Below are 14,973 nucleotides of genomic sequence, written 5' to 3'. Positions count from 1 at the left end.
TCCCCATGCGGGGATGCGAAGTTATTTCACCAAAAACCAGTCGCGTCGGCCTGTTGGCCGGCGCGCTGTTTTTTTGCCTGTCGTTTGGCGCCAGCAAACCGGTTTTGGCCGCCAATCAGCAGCTGGGCGCCATGCAGTCCCAGATCAAGGAACAACAGCAGACCATCAAGCTCAGCAAGCAGGAGCTGGCCAAGCTCAACGCCCAGCTCAAAGCTGACGAGCAGGCCATCTCGGCCGCTGCCGCCAAGCTTGATGAGACCAGGCAACAGCTCAAGCAGAACCAGCAGAAGCTGGCCAATCTGCAAAAAGACAAGCTGGCGCTGGAGCAACAAGCCAAACATCAGAAGCAACTGCTGGCCAAGCAGGCGGAGAGCGCCTTCACCGCCGGCAGTCACGATTACCTCAAACTGCTGCTCAATCAGCAGGATCCGGCCAAACTGAGCCGCTCCCTCGACTACTACGACTACCTCAACAAGGCGCGCATCGAAGCCATCGAGGCGCTGCGTGCCACCCGCGACAAGCTGGCGAAAAACCAGCAAGCCACCAGAGAGACCGAAAGCAAGCTGCAGGCCCTGCTGAGTGAACAGCAGGAGCACCACCAGACCCTGCTGGCCAGCCAGCAGAGCCGGGCCAAGGTGCGCAACCAGCTGCAGCAGTCGGTCGAGGATGACGAACAGAAGCTGACCCAGCTGGTCAAGGCGGAGAAAGCGCTGAAGGCCCGACTGGAAGAGCTGCGTCGCAAGCGGGAAGAGCAGGAGCGCCGCGAACGGGCCGAACGGGAACGGCTGGCCAAGCTGAAGGCGGAACAGGAGCGTCAGCGCCGTCTGGCAGAGCAGCGCCGTGCCGAGCAGCAGCGTCAGGATCAGGCGAGCCAGCAGGAGGTCGCCAGCACCAAGCCGGAGCGCGGTTCCGGCATCAGCAGTGCCGGCCACTACACCGGGCTCAAGACCAACGGCAGCCTGCGCTGGCCGGTACAGGGGCCGATCCTCATCGCCTACGGCTCGCCGCGCACCGCCGAACTGAAGTGGAAAGGCACCCTGATCGGCGCCAGCGAAGGAACCCAGGTCAAGGCGGTCGCCCCGGGTCAGGTGGTCTACGCCGACTGGCTCGACGGCTTCGGTATGCTGCTGGTGATCGACCACGGCAGCGGCTACATGAGCCTCTACGGTCACAACCAGTCGCTGCTGCGTCAGGTGGGCCAGAATGTGGAACAGGGCGAACCGGTGGCGCTGGTCGGCGACAGCGGCGGACAGGACAGGCCCGGCCTCTACTTCGAGATCCGCTATCAGGGCGAGGCGATCAACCCGACCAAGTGGCTGGGCAAGCGCTCGTAACGTCGCGCACCAGCCCACATCAGCCAAAAGCCTGCCCTGCGCAGGCTTTTGTCATTCAAGGGGAAGAGGTTCCTCCCCTCTTTGGTGGAAAATTACATATTTTTCAGTCAGCTCAGGGGAAGACGATCAAACCGACCTGCTCCAGCAGTGTCTGCTGCTGATCCTCGTTAATCATCACCCCCTGCAGATCGATCCGGCGCAGATCCAGCCCCGGCAGATCGCACTGGCGCAGGTCGCAACCCTGCAGGCTGAAGCTGCTCCAGTCGATCTGGCCAAACTCGGAACCACTGAGGTCAGACCCCGCCAGCGAGGCGCCGAACAGATTGGCCCCCTGCCAGCGGTTGCCACTGAGCTCGCACTTCTCCAGCAGGCAACCTTCGAAACTGGCATAGCTGAAGTTGTTGCCGGTCAGGTGCGCCTCGCAGAAGTAGCTTTTGGCGGTGATCCGGTTGGCAAAGCTGGCATGGGCAAAGTTGATGCCCACCGCCTGACAGTCGCGCAACTCCAGCCCCAGACACTGGCTGCGACTGCAATCGACCATGGTGAGATCGCAGCGCAGAAAGCTCGCCTCACGCAGATCGCAACCCTGCATCAGACAGCTCTGCTCGCTCTCCCGATCGTAGAAGCTGCAATCGACGAAGCGGCTCTCGCCCAGATCGAGCCAGGAGAAGTCACAGCCGATAAAACGGCACTCAGAGAAGTACTCCCCCTCCACCTCATCCTGCGTGAAACGCACCTGTGCGAACTGCTTGCCTTTTACCATCGGAAATCTGCCTCTTTACGGTTTCATATGCTGACTTTCGCCGCCAAAAACGGTAATGTTACAAGTAACATTCATCCTGGATACCGTCATGAGCCCCACTCGCAAGCGCCGCCCCACCCTGCAGGATATCGCCGACCTGACCGGGGTCACCAAGATGACCGTCAGCCGCTATCTGCGCGATCCGCAGACTGTGGCCGAGGGCACCCGCGAACGGATTGCCGCGGCGGTGGAGGAGCTGGGCTATATCCCCAACCGGGCGCCGGACATTCTCTCCAACGCGACCAGCAGGGCGATCGGTATCCTGATCCCCTCCCTCTCCAACCAGGTCTTCTCGGCGGTGATCCACGGCATCGAAGCGGTGACCCGACCGGCGGGCTACCAGACCCTGCTCGCCCACTACGGCTACAGCCCGGAACGGGAGGAGGAGCAGATCGCCTCGCTGCTCTCCTACAACGTGGATGGCCTGATCCTCTCCGACAGCCGCCACACCGAGCGTACCCGCAAGATGATCGCCACTGCCGGCATTCCGGTGGTGGAGACCATGGATCTCCCCCCCGACCCCATCGACATGGTGGTAGGTATGGATCACAAGGCGGCCGCCCGGGCCATGGTATCAGAGATGCTGCGCCGGGGCCGACGTCAGGTGGTCTATCTCGGCGCCCGTCTCGACGTGCGGACCCAGCTGCGGATGGAGGGCTACTATCAGGCGATGCAGGACTTCGGCCTCACCGGCCAGCACCTGCTGACCGAGCAATCCTCCACCTTTACCCTCGGCGGAGAACTGCTCGATCAGGCGCTGGCGCGCTACCCCGACCTCGACGGCATCTTTTGCACCAACGATGACCTGGCCGTCGGCGCCCTGCTGCAGTGCCAGAGCCGCTGGATCCCGGTGCCGCAGCAGATTGCCATCGCCGGCAGCAACGCCCTCGACATCGGCCACGCCATGACCCCCAAGCTGGCCAGTATCGTCACCCCCCGCGAAGAGATCGGCCGCGAAGCGGCCGCCATGCTGCTCGCCCGCCTCGGCGGCAAACCGCCAGCCGAGAGCCGCAAGGATATGGGCTTCACCCTCTATGAGGGGGAAAGCCTCGGCTGATCCCTTGCCATCATGGCGCGTTGGCCGGTCATGATGGCGCATCTGGCCACCACTTCTCGCCATCCTCTGCTCTATGCTGGCCCGGCATTCCAGCCACATGTCAGGAGCAGAAGATGAACAACACCGAACGATTGCAAGCCTGCCTGCAGCGCGTTGTCTGCAATCCCCGCTTTACCCTGGCCGAGCTCGACCAGTGGTTCACCCCGGATTACTGCCAGCAGGTGAACGGCGAGCAACTCGACTACGCCGCCTTTCGCCAGCACATTGCGACGCTCAGAGATCATCTGGCCGAAGCCACCATCGAGTTTGTCGCCACCATCGCACAAGGGGACAGGGTGCACTCGACCCATGTGGTACGAGCCACCCGCCACGATGGCGCCCCACTGGTCTGCAAGGTGAGCGGTCTCTTCACCTTTCGCGACGGCAAGATCTGCCAGACCGACGAGGTGACCTGCCTGCTGAGCGGCAGCGAGCAGGATGCCGACATAGGTTCACGACGCTGAGTCGCGCCGGGCGAAGCGCTGGAGCGCGCGGGAGAAGGCGGCAGGATCTTCGTAACCGAGCAGGTCGGCAATCTGCTCCGATGTGAACCCCTGATACTGCAACTGGCAGGCCCGCCCCATCACCACCTGCTCGCGCCACTGGCGGAAGGTACAACCCAGCTGCTGGACGAAAAGCCGGTTGAGGGTACGCAGCGAGGCGCCGCAATCCACGGCCAGCTCGGCAAGCATGGTGTTGATGGAGGGAGCCTGACAGAAGCGCTCCAGCACCCGCAGCAGGCGCGGGTCGAGGTTGGCCGCCAGCGCAGGCTGGGCCGCTTGCGGAGCAGCTCGCGCCAACTCGTGGCCAATCACCGTCAGATAGGCCTCCCGCTCGGCCCCCTCCTCCAGCTCGCCGAGGCGGGTAAAGAGGCCGGCCAGCAGCGGTGTCACCTGGCGCAGGCCAAAAGGGGCTGATACGGACGATGGGGTATAGACAAGCGAGAGGCGAGAGTGGCGCAGCACGCGAAATTCATGCTCCCAGCCCGCCGGAATAAAGCAGAGCTGGCCGGCAACCAGCAGCTCGCTGGCAGCACCGCCGGTGATAACGCCGCCACCGTCGTGCATGTAGCAATACTGGGCCTGCGGATGGCAGTGCAGCGGGGTGAAGTACCCTTGCGGGCAGGAGCGATGAAGAAAAGACATGTCGGCCAGCCGGATAAGAAACCGACCACGACCATAAGGGAGCAGACGGCACCCTGTAAATGGCTTTTCCGCCGTCAGAATGGCCAAAAGAAGCAGGCCACCCGAGGGTGGCCTGTTCGATTTATCTACACGACTTGCGCTTAGCGTTTAACCAATTCAACCGCTTCGCGGGAGAGGCGAGTCACCTCTTCCCAGTTGCCGCTCTTGACCGCATCGGCCGGCAGCATCCAGGAGCCGCCGACGGTGGCCACGCACTTGAGTGCCAGATAGTCGGCCACGTTTTTCGGGCCGATACCGCCGGTCGGGCAGAACTTCACCTGGGGCAGCGGCGCGGCAATGGCGGAGAGCGCCTTGGTGCCGCCGTTCGCTTCGGCCGGGAAGAACTTCAGGTGGTCGTAGCCCGCTTCCAGTGCCTGCATCACTTCAGACGGAGTAGCCACACCCGGGATCAGCGGTGCAGTACTCTTGACGGCGTGGGCCAGCAGGGCCGGGGTCATCCCCGGAGAGATGACGAAGCGGGCACCGGCGGCGACGGCGGCGTCAAACTGCTCGCAGTTGAGCACGGTACCGGCACCGACCATGGCATCCGGCATCGCCTTGGCGATGAGGGCGATGGCATCGAGCGCCACCGGGGTGCGCAGGGTGATTTCGAAGACAGAGATGCCGCCGTCGAGCAGCGCCTTGGCCATCGGCAGGGCCTGATCCAGCTCGTTGATAACCATCACGGGTACCAGCGGGGAGGCGGCAAACACCTCGGCCGGGGTCACTTTCCAGTTCTGCATAGCTCTTCCTTAGTCAAAGATGGTGGCGCCACACTCGGCGCTCGATACCGCGCGACGCATCACGCTGAACAGTTCACGGCCCCACCCCTCTTGTTCCAGAGTGAGGTCAATCTCGGCCTGGGTACGGCCACTCAAATCGGTCAGGCAATCTAGGCTGCCGTTTACCGCGTCAACCCGCAGCAGGTCGCCATCGGCCAGCAGGCCGATGGCCCCGCCGTGCAGCGCTTCCGGAGTGACGTGGATGGCAGCCGGGATCTTGCCGGAGGCACCGGAGAGACGGCCATCGGTGACCAGCGCCACCTTGTAACCCGCCTTCTGCAGGTTGCCGAGCACCGGCATCAGCTTGTGCAGCTCCGGCATGCCGTTGGCAGCCGGGCCATTGTGGCGCACCACGATCACGGCATCCTGATTGAGATCGCCCGCCTTGTAGGCCGCTTCCACCGCATGCTGGGAGGAGAAGACCCGCGCCGGCGCTTCAATCACCCGATACTCGGGAGCCACGGCGGAGACCTTGACCACGGCGCGGCCCAGATTGCCCGCCAGCAGCTTGGTGCCGCCAGTGGCCTGGAATCGGCTACCGGAAGGCGACAGCACGCTCGCATCGCAGCTCTCACCCACCGGCTGCCATACCAGCTGGCCATCGACCAGTGCCGGACGGCTGAGGTAATCCTGCATCTCGCCAAAGACTGGAGTGGCGTCCATGTGGATCAGCCCTTCTTGCGCCAGACGGCGCATCAGGCCGGGCACGCCGCCCGCCTGTTCGAAGGCGTTGACGTCGGCCGGGCCGTTCGGGTACATGCGAACCAAGAGCGGCACCACGTCGGAGAGATCGCTGATGTCATCCCAGGTCAGCACCAGACCGGCCGCGCGGGCCAGCGCCACCATGTGGATGCTGTGGTTGGTGCTGCCGCCGGAGGCGAGCAGGGCCACCAGACCGTTAACCAGCGAGCGCTCATCCAGCACTTCGCTCAGCGGGCGATAGGCCGGGGAACCCGGGATCATGGCGCTGATGCGGCGGGCCGCCTCAATGGTCAGGGCATGGCGCAGCTCGCTGTGCGGGTGGACGAAGGCAGAGCCCGGCAGCATCAGGCCCATGGCCTCGAACACCAGCTGATTGGTGTTGGCTGTGCCGTAGAAGGTGCAGGTGCCCGCCGCATGGTAGGCGCCGCACTCCATCTGCAGCAGGGCGTCGCGGCCCACTTCACCGGCAGCGTACTGCTGGCGTACCTTCACCTTCTCGTCATTGCTGATGCCGCTTGCCATCGGGCCGGCAGGAACAAACGCCGTCGGCAGGTGGGCGTGGGAGAGGGCCCCCATGATCTGGCCCGGGGCGATCTTGTCGCAGATGCCGAGCAGCAGGGTAGCATCGAAAGTGTTGTGAGAGAGCGACAGCGCGGTTGCCTGAGCGATCAGGTCGCGGGAGAAGAGGGACATGTCCATTCCCGGCTGACCCTGAGTCACCCCGTCGCACATGGCGGGCACGCCGCCAGCAACCTGAGCACTGTGGCCAAGTTCGGCCAGCGCGCCCTTGATGATATCCGGATAGCCCTGATAGGGCTGATGGGCGCTCAGCATGTCGTTGTAGGCGGTGACGATGCCGACGTTGGCACGGGTCATGTCGAGAATGCGCCCCTTCTCGTCACTGCTGCAGGCGGCCACGGCGTGGGCCAGGTTGCCACAGGCCAGTGCGGCGCGGGTCTTGCCCTGCTCGGCCTGACGCTGGATGCGGGCCATAAAGGCCTGACGACGGGCGGCACTGCGCTCGCGGATGCGGGCAGTGACGTCGGAAATTACCTTATGAATCATTGGGCTTGCTCCAATGCTGTGACGGCGCGGTCAACCACCTGTTCGAAGGTGCCGTCGATATCGATGTGGAATACACCGGCTTCGCCATCCGGGCGCTCCAGAGTATCGAACTGACTTTGTACCATGCTTTCGCGCATGAAGTGGCCCTTGCGGGCACGCATCCGCTCGAGGATCAGCGGTTGGCTGCCGTCGAGGAAGATGAAGCTGACCGACTCGTTGCCTTCACGGATCTGGTCGCGATACTGCTTCTTGAGGGCGGAACAGACGATGATGCCGGTCTCGTTCTTCTGCTCGAGACTGTAGGCGGCGTCACGGATCCGCTCCAGCCAGGGGGCGCGATCCTCATCGTTGAGGGGGTTGCCGCCAGCCATCTTCTGGATGTTGGCCTTGGGGTGGAGATCATCACCATCGATGAACTTGGCGCCCAGCGCTTCTGCCACCTTGAGGCCCACGCTGGATTTACCGCTGCCACATACACCCATCACGATAATGCACTTACCCGCCATAATTTGACCTCTGTCCCACTTTTCAAAAAACCAGCTGTTGATGGGTTCTAATCTAACACGTTACCGGTAACATGTTACCGGTAACGATTAAAAATGTGAAGTCTGCCACAGACTGAGCAAACCCATAGTCACCTGGGCATATGATGTTGAGCCCTTGCCATAAATCTAAATAAATCATAAAGATATGGTTTGTCGACGGATCGACAGGGTGTCACTACCGAACTTGGATTAAGGAACGCATAACAATGTCTGACCTCTCCCTGATCATGACGGCCGCCGGCTCGATTGTGCTGCTGCTCTTCCTGGTGATGAAGGCTCGTCTGCACGCCGTCGTCTCCCTCATTCTGGTCTCCATGGTGGCCGGTCTTGCCGCCGGCATGAACCCGGCCGACATCGCCGCCACCATCCAGAAAGGGATGGGCGGCACCCTCGGCTTCGTTGCCGTGGTGGTGGCGCTGGGCGCCATGTTTGGCAAGGTGATGGAAGTGACCGGCGCTCTCGACCGGGTGGCTCACACCCTGCTCGGCAAGTTCGGCGTCAAGCGCGCCAACTGGGCCATGGCCCTGACCGGCTTTGTCTGCGCCCTGCCGCTCTTCTTTGACGTGGCCGTGGTGCTGCTGATCGGTGTCGCCTTCGCCATCGTCCGTCGTGGCGGCGGCAGCGTGGTGAAGATCGGTATCGCCCTGCTGGCCGGTATCGCCACCTGTCAGGCCTTCCTTATTCCGGCGCCGGGCCCGATCCTGGTCGCTTCCCAGCTGGGTGCCGACTTCGGCTACATGATCCTGTTCGGCCTGATCGCCGCCGTACCGGCGCTGATCCTGGCTGGCCCGCTGTTCGGTGACTTCATCAGCAAGATCGTCGATGTGCCGCTGCCTGCCGATGCCCAGAACAGCGTGCACGATGACAGCAAATCCCTGCCCTCCTTCGGGCTGGCCATGGGTCTCATCGGCCTGCCGCTGCTGATGATCGGCCTCAAGACCATCGTCGGCCGCTTCGTCGAGGCGGGCTCCACCCTGCACAACTGGCTGGAGTTCATCGGTCACCCCTTCACCGCCATCATGGTCGCATGTCTGGCCGCTTTCTATCTGCTGGGTATTCGCCGCGGCATGTCCCGTGACGAGGTGATGAACGTCTGCAACAGCGCCATCCAGCCGGCGGGCGTCATCATTCTGGTTACCGGTGCCGGTGGCGTCTTCAAGCAGGTGCTGGTTGATTCCGGCGTGGGTGCCGCCCTTGGCAACATGCTGGCCGACTCCGGTCTGCCCATCGTCGCACTGGCCTTCATTCTGGCCGCCGCGGTGCGGGTGATTCAGGGCTCTGCCACCGTCGCCATGCTGACCGCCTGTGGTCTGGTGCTGCCGATGCTGGAGCCGCTCGGCCTGAACGGTGCCCAGCTGGCTGCCGTCACCATCGCCATCGGCGGCGGTGCCATCGTGCTCTCCCACGTCAACGACTCCGGTTTCTGGCTGGCCAACCGCTACCTCGGCCTCTCCGAAAAGCAGACTCTGCAGACCTGGACCGTGATGGAGACCATCATCGGCACCACCGGCGGCGTGATGGCGATGATCATTTACAGCTTCCTCTGATCACTGTCGATACGCACAAAAAAGGCCTCACTTGTGAGGCCTTTTTCATCTTTCTGACGATTCTTTCTTTGGCTGAGAGGGCGAGATTGCTAGAATCGCCTATTCATCGCTCCGAGTGGAACGCTTAACCCCGTGATTTCAGGTCTCTCTATGCATTCATCGGCCCATTATCGACAACTGCTGACACGCCTGCCCCAGATCGCCGTCGCGGCAGACCAGTTTGAAGTGCTCTACAGCGCCAAGGATTTCAAGCACCGCATTCTTGCACTCATTGCCAGTGCTACCCAGCGCATCTATCTGGTCGCGCTCTATCTGCAGGATGACGACGCGGGTCGCGAGATCCTCACCGCCCTCTACGAGGCCAAGCAGCGCAACCCGGCTCTCGACGTCAAGGTGTTCGTCGACTTCCACCGTGCCCAGCGCGGCCTGATCGGCAAGGGCAAGCAGGGTGGCAACCACCTGATGTATCAGGAGATGGCAGCCCGCTACGAGCACAAGATCGAAATCTACGGCGTTCCGGTCAAGGGGCGCGAGCTGCTCGGCGTGTTGCACCTCAAGGGCTTCATCTTTGACGATGCGGTGCTCTACTCCGGTGCCAGCCTCAACGACATCTACCTGCACCAGCAGGATCGCTACCGCTTCGACCGCTATCACCAGATCATCAGCCCGGAGCTGGCCCGCAGCATGGTCAACTACGTGGATGACCTGTTCGTGAAGAGCGACGCGGTGCAGCGACTGGATCGCAGCGACGTGCCCAGCGCCAAACAGCTGAAGGGGCCGATCCGCCGCTTCAAGCTGAGTCTGCGTCAGGGGCAGTACCGCTTCGCCACCATGCCGGTCAACACCCAGGAGGTGGCCATCACCCCGATGGCGGGTCTGGGCAAGCGCAACAACCAGCTCAACCAGATGATCCGCAATCTGGTGCGCTCCACCGAGCGGGAGATCTTCATCTGTACCCCTTACTTCAACCCGCCCAAGGAGTTGAGCAAGGATATCGAGGATCTGCTTCAGCGCGGCTGCAAGGTAACGATTGTGGTGGGCGACAAGACCGCCAACGACTTCTTCATCCCGCCGGAGGAGAAGTTCTCCACCATCGGCGGCCTGCCCTATCTCTACGAGACCAACCTGCGCAAGTTTGCCGAGCGCAACCAGCATCACATCGATGATGGTCGTCTCAACCTGATGCTCTGGTGTTGCGAGCGCAACTCCTACCATCTCAAGGGGATCTTCGTGGATGACGAGTGGGCCCTGCTCACCGGCAACAACCTCAACCCGCGCGCCTGGGCGCTGGATCTGGAGAACGGCCTGCTGGTGCACGATCGTCGCCATCACCTGCGTCCCCAGTTCAATGCCGAGCGGGAGAACATTCTGGCCAACACCAAGCGGATCAGCCACTTCGATCAGGTAGAGCAGATCCACGACTACCCGGAGCAGGTGCGCAAGCTGCTGGGACGGATCCACCGGGTCAAGGCTCATCTGCTGCTCAAGCGGATCATCTGACCCCGGCGCGCACAGCGCCCACCCAGCCCAACGGCAATCAGACCAAGGCCTTCCGTTTTCGGCAGGCCTTTGTTATATCCGCCATCTCCCCCGCGTTGGCGACCCAACCAGCAGCAACTCGGCTTGCATCGGCCCCTCAACAACCCCTATCATCTGGACATATTTACAGTGTTTTCGGGCATCTAATTGATGAAATTGGATAAAATTCCTCTCGACAGCCTCAAGGGTGTCGGCAGCAAGATGCAGGAGAAGCTCGAGCGGCTGGGACTGGCCACGGTACAGGACCTGCTGTTCCACCTCCCCCTGCGCTACGAGGACCGCACCCAGGTGTGGCCCATTGGCGATCTGCCGCCCGGCCTGCACGGCGCCGTTGAGGGGGAGATCCAGGACACTCAGCTGGTGATGGGGCGTCGTCGCATGCTGGTCTGCCGTATCAGCGACGGCACCGGTACCCTCACCCTGCGCTTCTTCAACTTCACCGCCGCCCAGAAGAACAGTCTGGCGACAGGTCGCCTGATCCGCTGCTTTGGCGAGGTACGCCCCGGCAAATACGGGCTGGAGATGGCCCACCCCGAGTACAAGCTGCTCGGCGAGGAGCAAGCCGGTCAGGCCGAAGAGGCGCTCACCCCCGTCTACCCGACTACTGAAGGGCTGCGCCAGCTCACCCTGCGCAACCTCACCGATCAGGCGCTGGCCCAGCTCGACCTCTATGGCGTCGAGGAGCTGCTGCCCGCCGGCCTCTATCCCCACCAGATTGAGCTGGCCGCAGCCCTGAAACTGCTGCACCGTCCGCCCCCCTCGGTGGCGCTGCCGCTGCTGGAAAGCGGTCAACATCCGGCCCAGCAGCGGCTGGTACTGGAGGAGCTGCTGGCTCACAACCTCTCGGTACTAAAGGTGCGCGCTCAGGCACAAACCCAGCTGGCCCGCGCCCTCAAACCTGCGCCCGCGCTGGTCGAACAGCTGCTCGGCGCCCTGCCGTTCAAGCCCACCGGTGCCCAGAGCCGGGTGGTGGCCGAGATAAGCAAGGATCTGCAACAGAGCCACCCCATGATGCGGCTGGTGCAGGGTGACGTAGGCTCCGGCAAGACCCTGGTCGCAGCGCTGGCCGCCCTACAGGCCATCGGCAACGGCTGTCAGGTGGGCTTGATGGCGCCGACCGAGCTGCTGGCGGAACAGCACGCCATCAACTTCGCCAAATGGCTGGAGCCGCTCGGCATCGGAGTCGGCTGGCTGGCCGGCAAGCAGAAAGGCAAGGCGCGGGAAGAGGCGCTGGCCGCCATCGCCGATGGCAGCGTCAAGATGGTGGTGGGCACCCACGCCATCTTTCAGGAGCAGGTGGTGTTCCAGCGTCTGGCGCTGGTCATCATCGATGAACAACACAGATTCGGGGTACATCAGCGCCTCGCCCTGCGCGAGAAAGGGGAGCGGGAAGGGTTGCATCCCCATCAGCTCATCATGACCGCCACCCCCATCCCCCGCACCCTGGCGATGACCGCCTATGCCGACCTCGACACCTCGGTCATCGACGAACTGCCGCCGGGCCGAACCCCCATCACCACAGTCGCGCTGCCCGACAGCCGTCGCGGCGATGTGATCGAGCGGGTCAAGCTCGCCTGCACCGAGGGCAAGCAGGCCTACTGGGTCTGCACCCTGATCGAGGAGTCGGAGGTGCTGGAGTGTCAGGCTGCCGAGGATACCGCCGCCGAGCTGCAGAACCTGCTGCCCGGCCTGCATATCGGGCTGGTGCACGGCCGGATGCGCCCGGTCGAGAAACAGCGGGTGATGGAGGAGTTCAAGGCAGGCATACTGCAACTGCTGGTCGCCACCACCGTCATCGAGGTGGGGGTGGATGTGCCCAACGCCAGCCTGATGATCATCGAGAACCCGGAACGGCTCGGGCTGGCGCAGCTGCACCAGCTGCGCGGTCGGGTCGGACGCGGGGCGGTAGCCTCGCACTGCGTGCTGCTCTATCATGCCCCCTTGTCCAAAACGGCCCAGAGCCGGCTCGGGGTGCTGCGTGAGACCAACGACGGCTTCCTCATCGCCCAGCGCGATCTGGAACTGCGCGGCCCGGGGGAACTGCTCGGCACCCGCCAGACCGGTCTGGCCGATCTCAAGATCGCCGATCTGGTGCGGGATCAACCGCTTATTCCGCAGGTACAGAAGATGGCGCGCTTCCTTATGGATAGGCATCCGAGTCATGTCGAACCCTTGATACGACGCTGGCTTGGCCTACGGGATCACTATTCCAATGCCTGACCTGCGGAATCACGCTGCCAACGCCTGATCACTCAACCAATACAGGAGGAAAGCACTTATGAATTCCTGGCTACGCGGCCTGCTCTACACCTTTGCCTTCCTGCTGCTCTTTGTCTGGGTTGCCCTCGGCCTGTTCGACGCCGAGCGAGCCAAAGGCCCCATCGCCAGCTGGATCAGCCAGCAGACCGGCGTACCGGTCACCATAGGGCGACTGGTATTCAACCCGCTCCACCCCTACACCCTGCTGGCGGAGCAGGTGCGCTACGGCGATGCAGTCTCCCTCGACAAGATCTATCTGGAGATAGAGAGCATCGACTGGCTGAGCCGCGATGTGCGGATCGCCCATCTCGACCTCATTCGCCCCGCCATCAAGCTGCCGCTGCCCAACCAGCTGCCCAGCCTGCCGGTGCACTCCCTCTCCATCGGTGACAGCACCATAGACCGGCTGAGCCTTGAGAGCGACGGGCTGACCCTGCGCGGTCTCAACGCCACCCTGAGCGACTGGGATCTGATCGATCCGAAACGCCAGCCACAGGCCAACCTGACCCTCAACATAGGCCAGCTGGAGACACCGCAGTTCACCTTCGCCCGTCTCAGCCTGAAAGGGCGGCTGGAGGGAGAGGTACTGCGCAGCGACAAGCTGGTGACCAACCTGTTTGACGGCCTGCTGGAGAGCGGCATGGTGCTCGACTGGCCGGCACGAACCCTCGAACTGCACGATCTCAAGGCGCGCGGCATGCGGATCGAACTGGGGGATCTGGCACAACACCAATTCCCGCTGCGGCAGGTGTCGCTGGATCGCGGCCAGTTCGATCAGGTGAGCATCAACTCAATCGAGCAGGAGCTCTCCTTCAACAACTTCAGTGGCCAGCTCACCGCCTTCAACTGGCAGGCTGGCAGCCAGCCGAGCGGCTATCTGGCGGGCACGCTGGGCGACATGGGGCGCGGCCTGTTCCAGCTGGAGGGGATCAAGGGCAAGCTCGCCTTCTCGCCCCAGCAGCTCGACGGCGAACTGCAGGGCAAAGCCTATGAAGGGGAGTTCAATGTCGAGCTCTCCCTCGATACCCAACAGCAGAAGCTGACCCTGAAAGACGTGGTGCTGAGCGGCATGGATATCAGCCTGCCGCAGGGGTGGTGGCAGGATTGGCAGGGCTGGCGCCCGCAGCAGGTGGATATCCGCAAGCTGGCGTTCGACAAGCTCAAGGTGCTCTCCTTCGACGATTCCATTCCTCTGTCGCTGACCGGCTGGCAGCTCTACCTGAGCGATCTCGCCCTGCGTGGCAATCAGCCCGGCCCGCTGCTTGGCCGTGCCCGCATCGAGAGCAAGTGGTTCGAGCTGGTGTGGGATGGCCTCAGCGCCCGCAACGGTGAACTGGATGGCGAGCTGACCCCCAGCTCCTGGCAACTGGGCAAGCTCACCAGCTCGCTGCCGGATGAGGGCAGCCTCAGCATGAGCGGCCAGTGGGCACGCGAACCGGGCCAGAGCAGCACCCTGCAGTTGAAGGCGACCAAGCTCGATCTGGAGCAGTGGGGCAAGATGTTCGGCTCTCCAGTCTCCTTCTCCGGCAAGGCAGACCTGAGTGCCGACCTGCAGGCGGAACACGGCAGCGCACCGGGCGAGTGGCGCAGCACCCTGCAGGGCAGTTTCGCCCTCGACGCCAACGAACCCTTCTGGGACAAGGTGAAGATAGACCCGCTGCTGGATCAGTGGTTCAAGCAGGCAACGGCGCCGGCGCTCAATCCGGATCAGCTGTGGCAGGCGATGCAGGGTGGCGATACCCCCTTCTACCGCGTCAGGCTGCAGGGCAAGATCGACAAGGGGCAGCTACAGCTCGAACAGGCTGGCGCCTCCACCATCACTCACCTGCTGGGTGCGCAGGGCGGCCTCGATCTGGTCAAGGAGCAGTGGCAACTCGATCTGGGAGTGCTCAACGGCAACCGCTGCGCCGAGCTGATCGGCCAGTGGCGCGGCCCGCTCACCACGCCCACTCTGAGCTGGGATTTCAAGCAGAAGCCGGATGGCTGCGGCTGGGAGACCGGGGTGCGCTACCCGCCACAGGGCAACAGTGCGCCGCTCTGGCGACCGGCTCCTGCGCCAAAAGCCCAAGCCGAGCAAGCGACCAACAGTCAGCAAGGGTAAAACAAACAAGGCCTCAT

Annotated in this window: 12 protein-coding genes; 7 read left to right on the top strand and 5 right to left on the bottom strand. The window is 63.1% G+C overall.

The window, feature by feature from the left end; translation table 11 throughout:
- Nucleotides 1–5: 5 nt before the first annotated feature.
- Entirely contained in the window at nt 6–1,334 is a 1,329-nt protein-coding gene (gene envC / locus AAHA39_RS13900; protein ID WP_320656293.1) for a murein hydrolase activator EnvC, read from the top strand.
- A 112-nt stretch (nt 1,335–1,446) separates the two neighbouring features.
- On the opposite strand, the gene AAHA39_RS13895 is transcribed toward envC, so the two are convergent.
- On the bottom strand, nt 1,447–2,097 hold the full coding sequence (locus AAHA39_RS13895) for a Qnr family pentapeptide repeat protein (protein WP_156854296.1): 651 nt from the start codon (nt 2,095–2,097) through the stop codon (nt 1,447–1,449).
- 88 nt (nt 2,098–2,185) lie between these two features.
- Between AAHA39_RS13895 and AAHA39_RS13890 the strand changes: the two genes are divergently transcribed.
- Together AAHA39_RS13890 and AAHA39_RS13885 are read left to right on the top strand one after the other, a co-directional pair.
- Nucleotides 2,186–3,193 carry a substrate-binding domain-containing protein gene (locus AAHA39_RS13890; protein ID WP_182926841.1) on the top strand — a complete coding sequence of 336 codons (1,008 nt, stop codon included), beginning with the start codon at nt 2,186–2,188 and terminating at the stop codon, nt 3,191–3,193.
- Nucleotides 3,194–3,306: 113 nt separating this feature from the next.
- Nucleotides 3,307–3,696 (top strand): nuclear transport factor 2 family protein, encoded by a 390-nt coding sequence (locus AAHA39_RS13885; protein WP_209297708.1) that lies wholly within the window; start codon nt 3,307–3,309, stop codon nt 3,694–3,696.
- Here AAHA39_RS13885 and AAHA39_RS13880 read toward each other — a convergent pair.
- From AAHA39_RS13880 to AAHA39_RS13865, 4 genes are all read right to left on the bottom strand, one after another.
- Nucleotides 3,685–4,377: a helix-turn-helix domain-containing protein gene (locus tag AAHA39_RS13880; protein ID WP_320656292.1), complete on the bottom strand. Its 693-nt coding sequence runs from the start codon at nt 4,375–4,377 to the stop codon at nt 3,685–3,687. The two genes, AAHA39_RS13885 and AAHA39_RS13880, sit on opposite strands and share 12 nt — an antisense overlap.
- A gap of 140 nt (nt 4,378–4,517) precedes the next feature.
- Nucleotides 4,518–5,159, bottom strand: a complete 642-nt coding sequence (locus tag AAHA39_RS13875) for a bifunctional 4-hydroxy-2-oxoglutarate aldolase/2-dehydro-3-deoxy-phosphogluconate aldolase (RefSeq protein ID WP_215806220.1) — start codon at nt 5,157–5,159, stop codon at nt 4,518–4,520.
- A gap of 9 nt (nt 5,160–5,168) precedes the next feature.
- Complete coding sequence (gene edd / locus AAHA39_RS13870; protein WP_320656291.1) at nt 5,169–6,965, bottom strand: phosphogluconate dehydratase; 1,797 nt, start codon at nt 6,963–6,965, stop codon at nt 5,169–5,171.
- Nucleotides 6,962–7,471: a gluconokinase gene (locus tag AAHA39_RS13865; protein WP_033115607.1), complete on the bottom strand. Its 510-nt coding sequence runs from the start codon at nt 7,469–7,471 to the stop codon at nt 6,962–6,964. Before AAHA39_RS13865 ends, edd begins: the two co-directional genes overlap by 4 nt.
- A gap of 245 nt (nt 7,472–7,716) precedes the next feature.
- Between AAHA39_RS13865 and gntU the strand changes: the two genes are divergently transcribed.
- The 4 genes from gntU (at nt 7,717) to AAHA39_RS13845 (ending at nt 14,956) form a co-directional block, all read left to right on the top strand.
- Nucleotides 7,717–9,057: a gluconate transporter gene (gene gntU, locus AAHA39_RS13860; RefSeq protein WP_320656290.1), complete on the top strand. Its 1,341-nt coding sequence runs from the start codon at nt 7,717–7,719 to the stop codon at nt 9,055–9,057.
- A gap of 150 nt (nt 9,058–9,207) precedes the next feature.
- Nucleotides 9,208–10,557, top strand: coding sequence for a CDP-diacylglycerol--serine O-phosphatidyltransferase (gene pssA, locus AAHA39_RS13855; RefSeq protein ID WP_320656289.1), 1,350 nt, complete (start codon nt 9,208–9,210; stop codon nt 10,555–10,557).
- 189 nt (nt 10,558–10,746) lie between these two features.
- Nucleotides 10,747–12,816: an ATP-dependent DNA helicase RecG gene (gene recG, locus AAHA39_RS13850; protein WP_320656288.1), complete on the top strand. Its 2,070-nt coding sequence runs from the start codon at nt 10,747–10,749 to the stop codon at nt 12,814–12,816.
- Between the two features lie 58 nt (nt 12,817–12,874).
- Nucleotides 12,875–14,956 (top strand): AsmA family protein, encoded by a 2,082-nt coding sequence (locus AAHA39_RS13845; RefSeq protein ID WP_320656287.1) that lies wholly within the window; start codon nt 12,875–12,877, stop codon nt 14,954–14,956.
- Nucleotides 14,957–14,973 lie beyond the last annotated feature (17 nt).

The sequence above is a fragment of the Aeromonas sp. SE22 genome (assembly GCF_038739755.1).
GTDB lineage: Bacteria > Pseudomonadota > Gammaproteobacteria > Enterobacterales > Aeromonadaceae > Aeromonas > Aeromonas jandaei.
The sequence above is the reverse complement of the archived record's forward strand: the minus strand, read 5'-3'. Positions and strand labels throughout refer to the sequence as shown.

Coding starts and splice junctions, on each gene's coding strand:
- gntU (WP_320656290.1), top strand. CDS start 7,717: ATGTCTGACCTCTCCCTGATCATGACGGCCGCCGGCTCGATTGTGCTG.
- AAHA39_RS13865 (WP_033115607.1), bottom strand. CDS start 7,471: ATGGCGGGTAAGTGCATTATCGTGATGGGTGTATGTGGCAGCGGTAAA.
- AAHA39_RS13890 (WP_182926841.1), top strand. CDS start 2,186: ATGAGCCCCACTCGCAAGCGCCGCCCCACCCTGCAGGATATCGCCGAC.
- envC (WP_320656293.1), top strand. CDS start 6: ATGCGGGGATGCGAAGTTATTTCACCAAAAACCAGTCGCGTCGGCCTG.
- AAHA39_RS13895 (WP_156854296.1), bottom strand. CDS start 2,097: ATGGTAAAAGGCAAGCAGTTCGCACAGGTGCGTTTCACGCAGGATGAG.
- pssA (WP_320656289.1), top strand. CDS start 9,208: ATGCATTCATCGGCCCATTATCGACAACTGCTGACACGCCTGCCCCAG.
- AAHA39_RS13885 (WP_209297708.1), top strand. CDS start 3,307: ATGAACAACACCGAACGATTGCAAGCCTGCCTGCAGCGCGTTGTCTGC.
- recG (WP_320656288.1), top strand. CDS start 10,747: ATGAAATTGGATAAAATTCCTCTCGACAGCCTCAAGGGTGTCGGCAGC.
- AAHA39_RS13880 (WP_320656292.1), bottom strand. CDS start 4,377: ATGTCTTTTCTTCATCGCTCCTGCCCGCAAGGGTACTTCACCCCGCTG.
- AAHA39_RS13845 (WP_320656287.1), top strand. CDS start 12,875: ATGAATTCCTGGCTACGCGGCCTGCTCTACACCTTTGCCTTCCTGCTG.
- AAHA39_RS13875 (WP_215806220.1), bottom strand. CDS start 5,159: ATGCAGAACTGGAAAGTGACCCCGGCCGAGGTGTTTGCCGCCTCCCCG.
- edd (WP_320656291.1), bottom strand. CDS start 6,965: ATGATTCATAAGGTAATTTCCGACGTCACTGCCCGCATCCGCGAGCGC.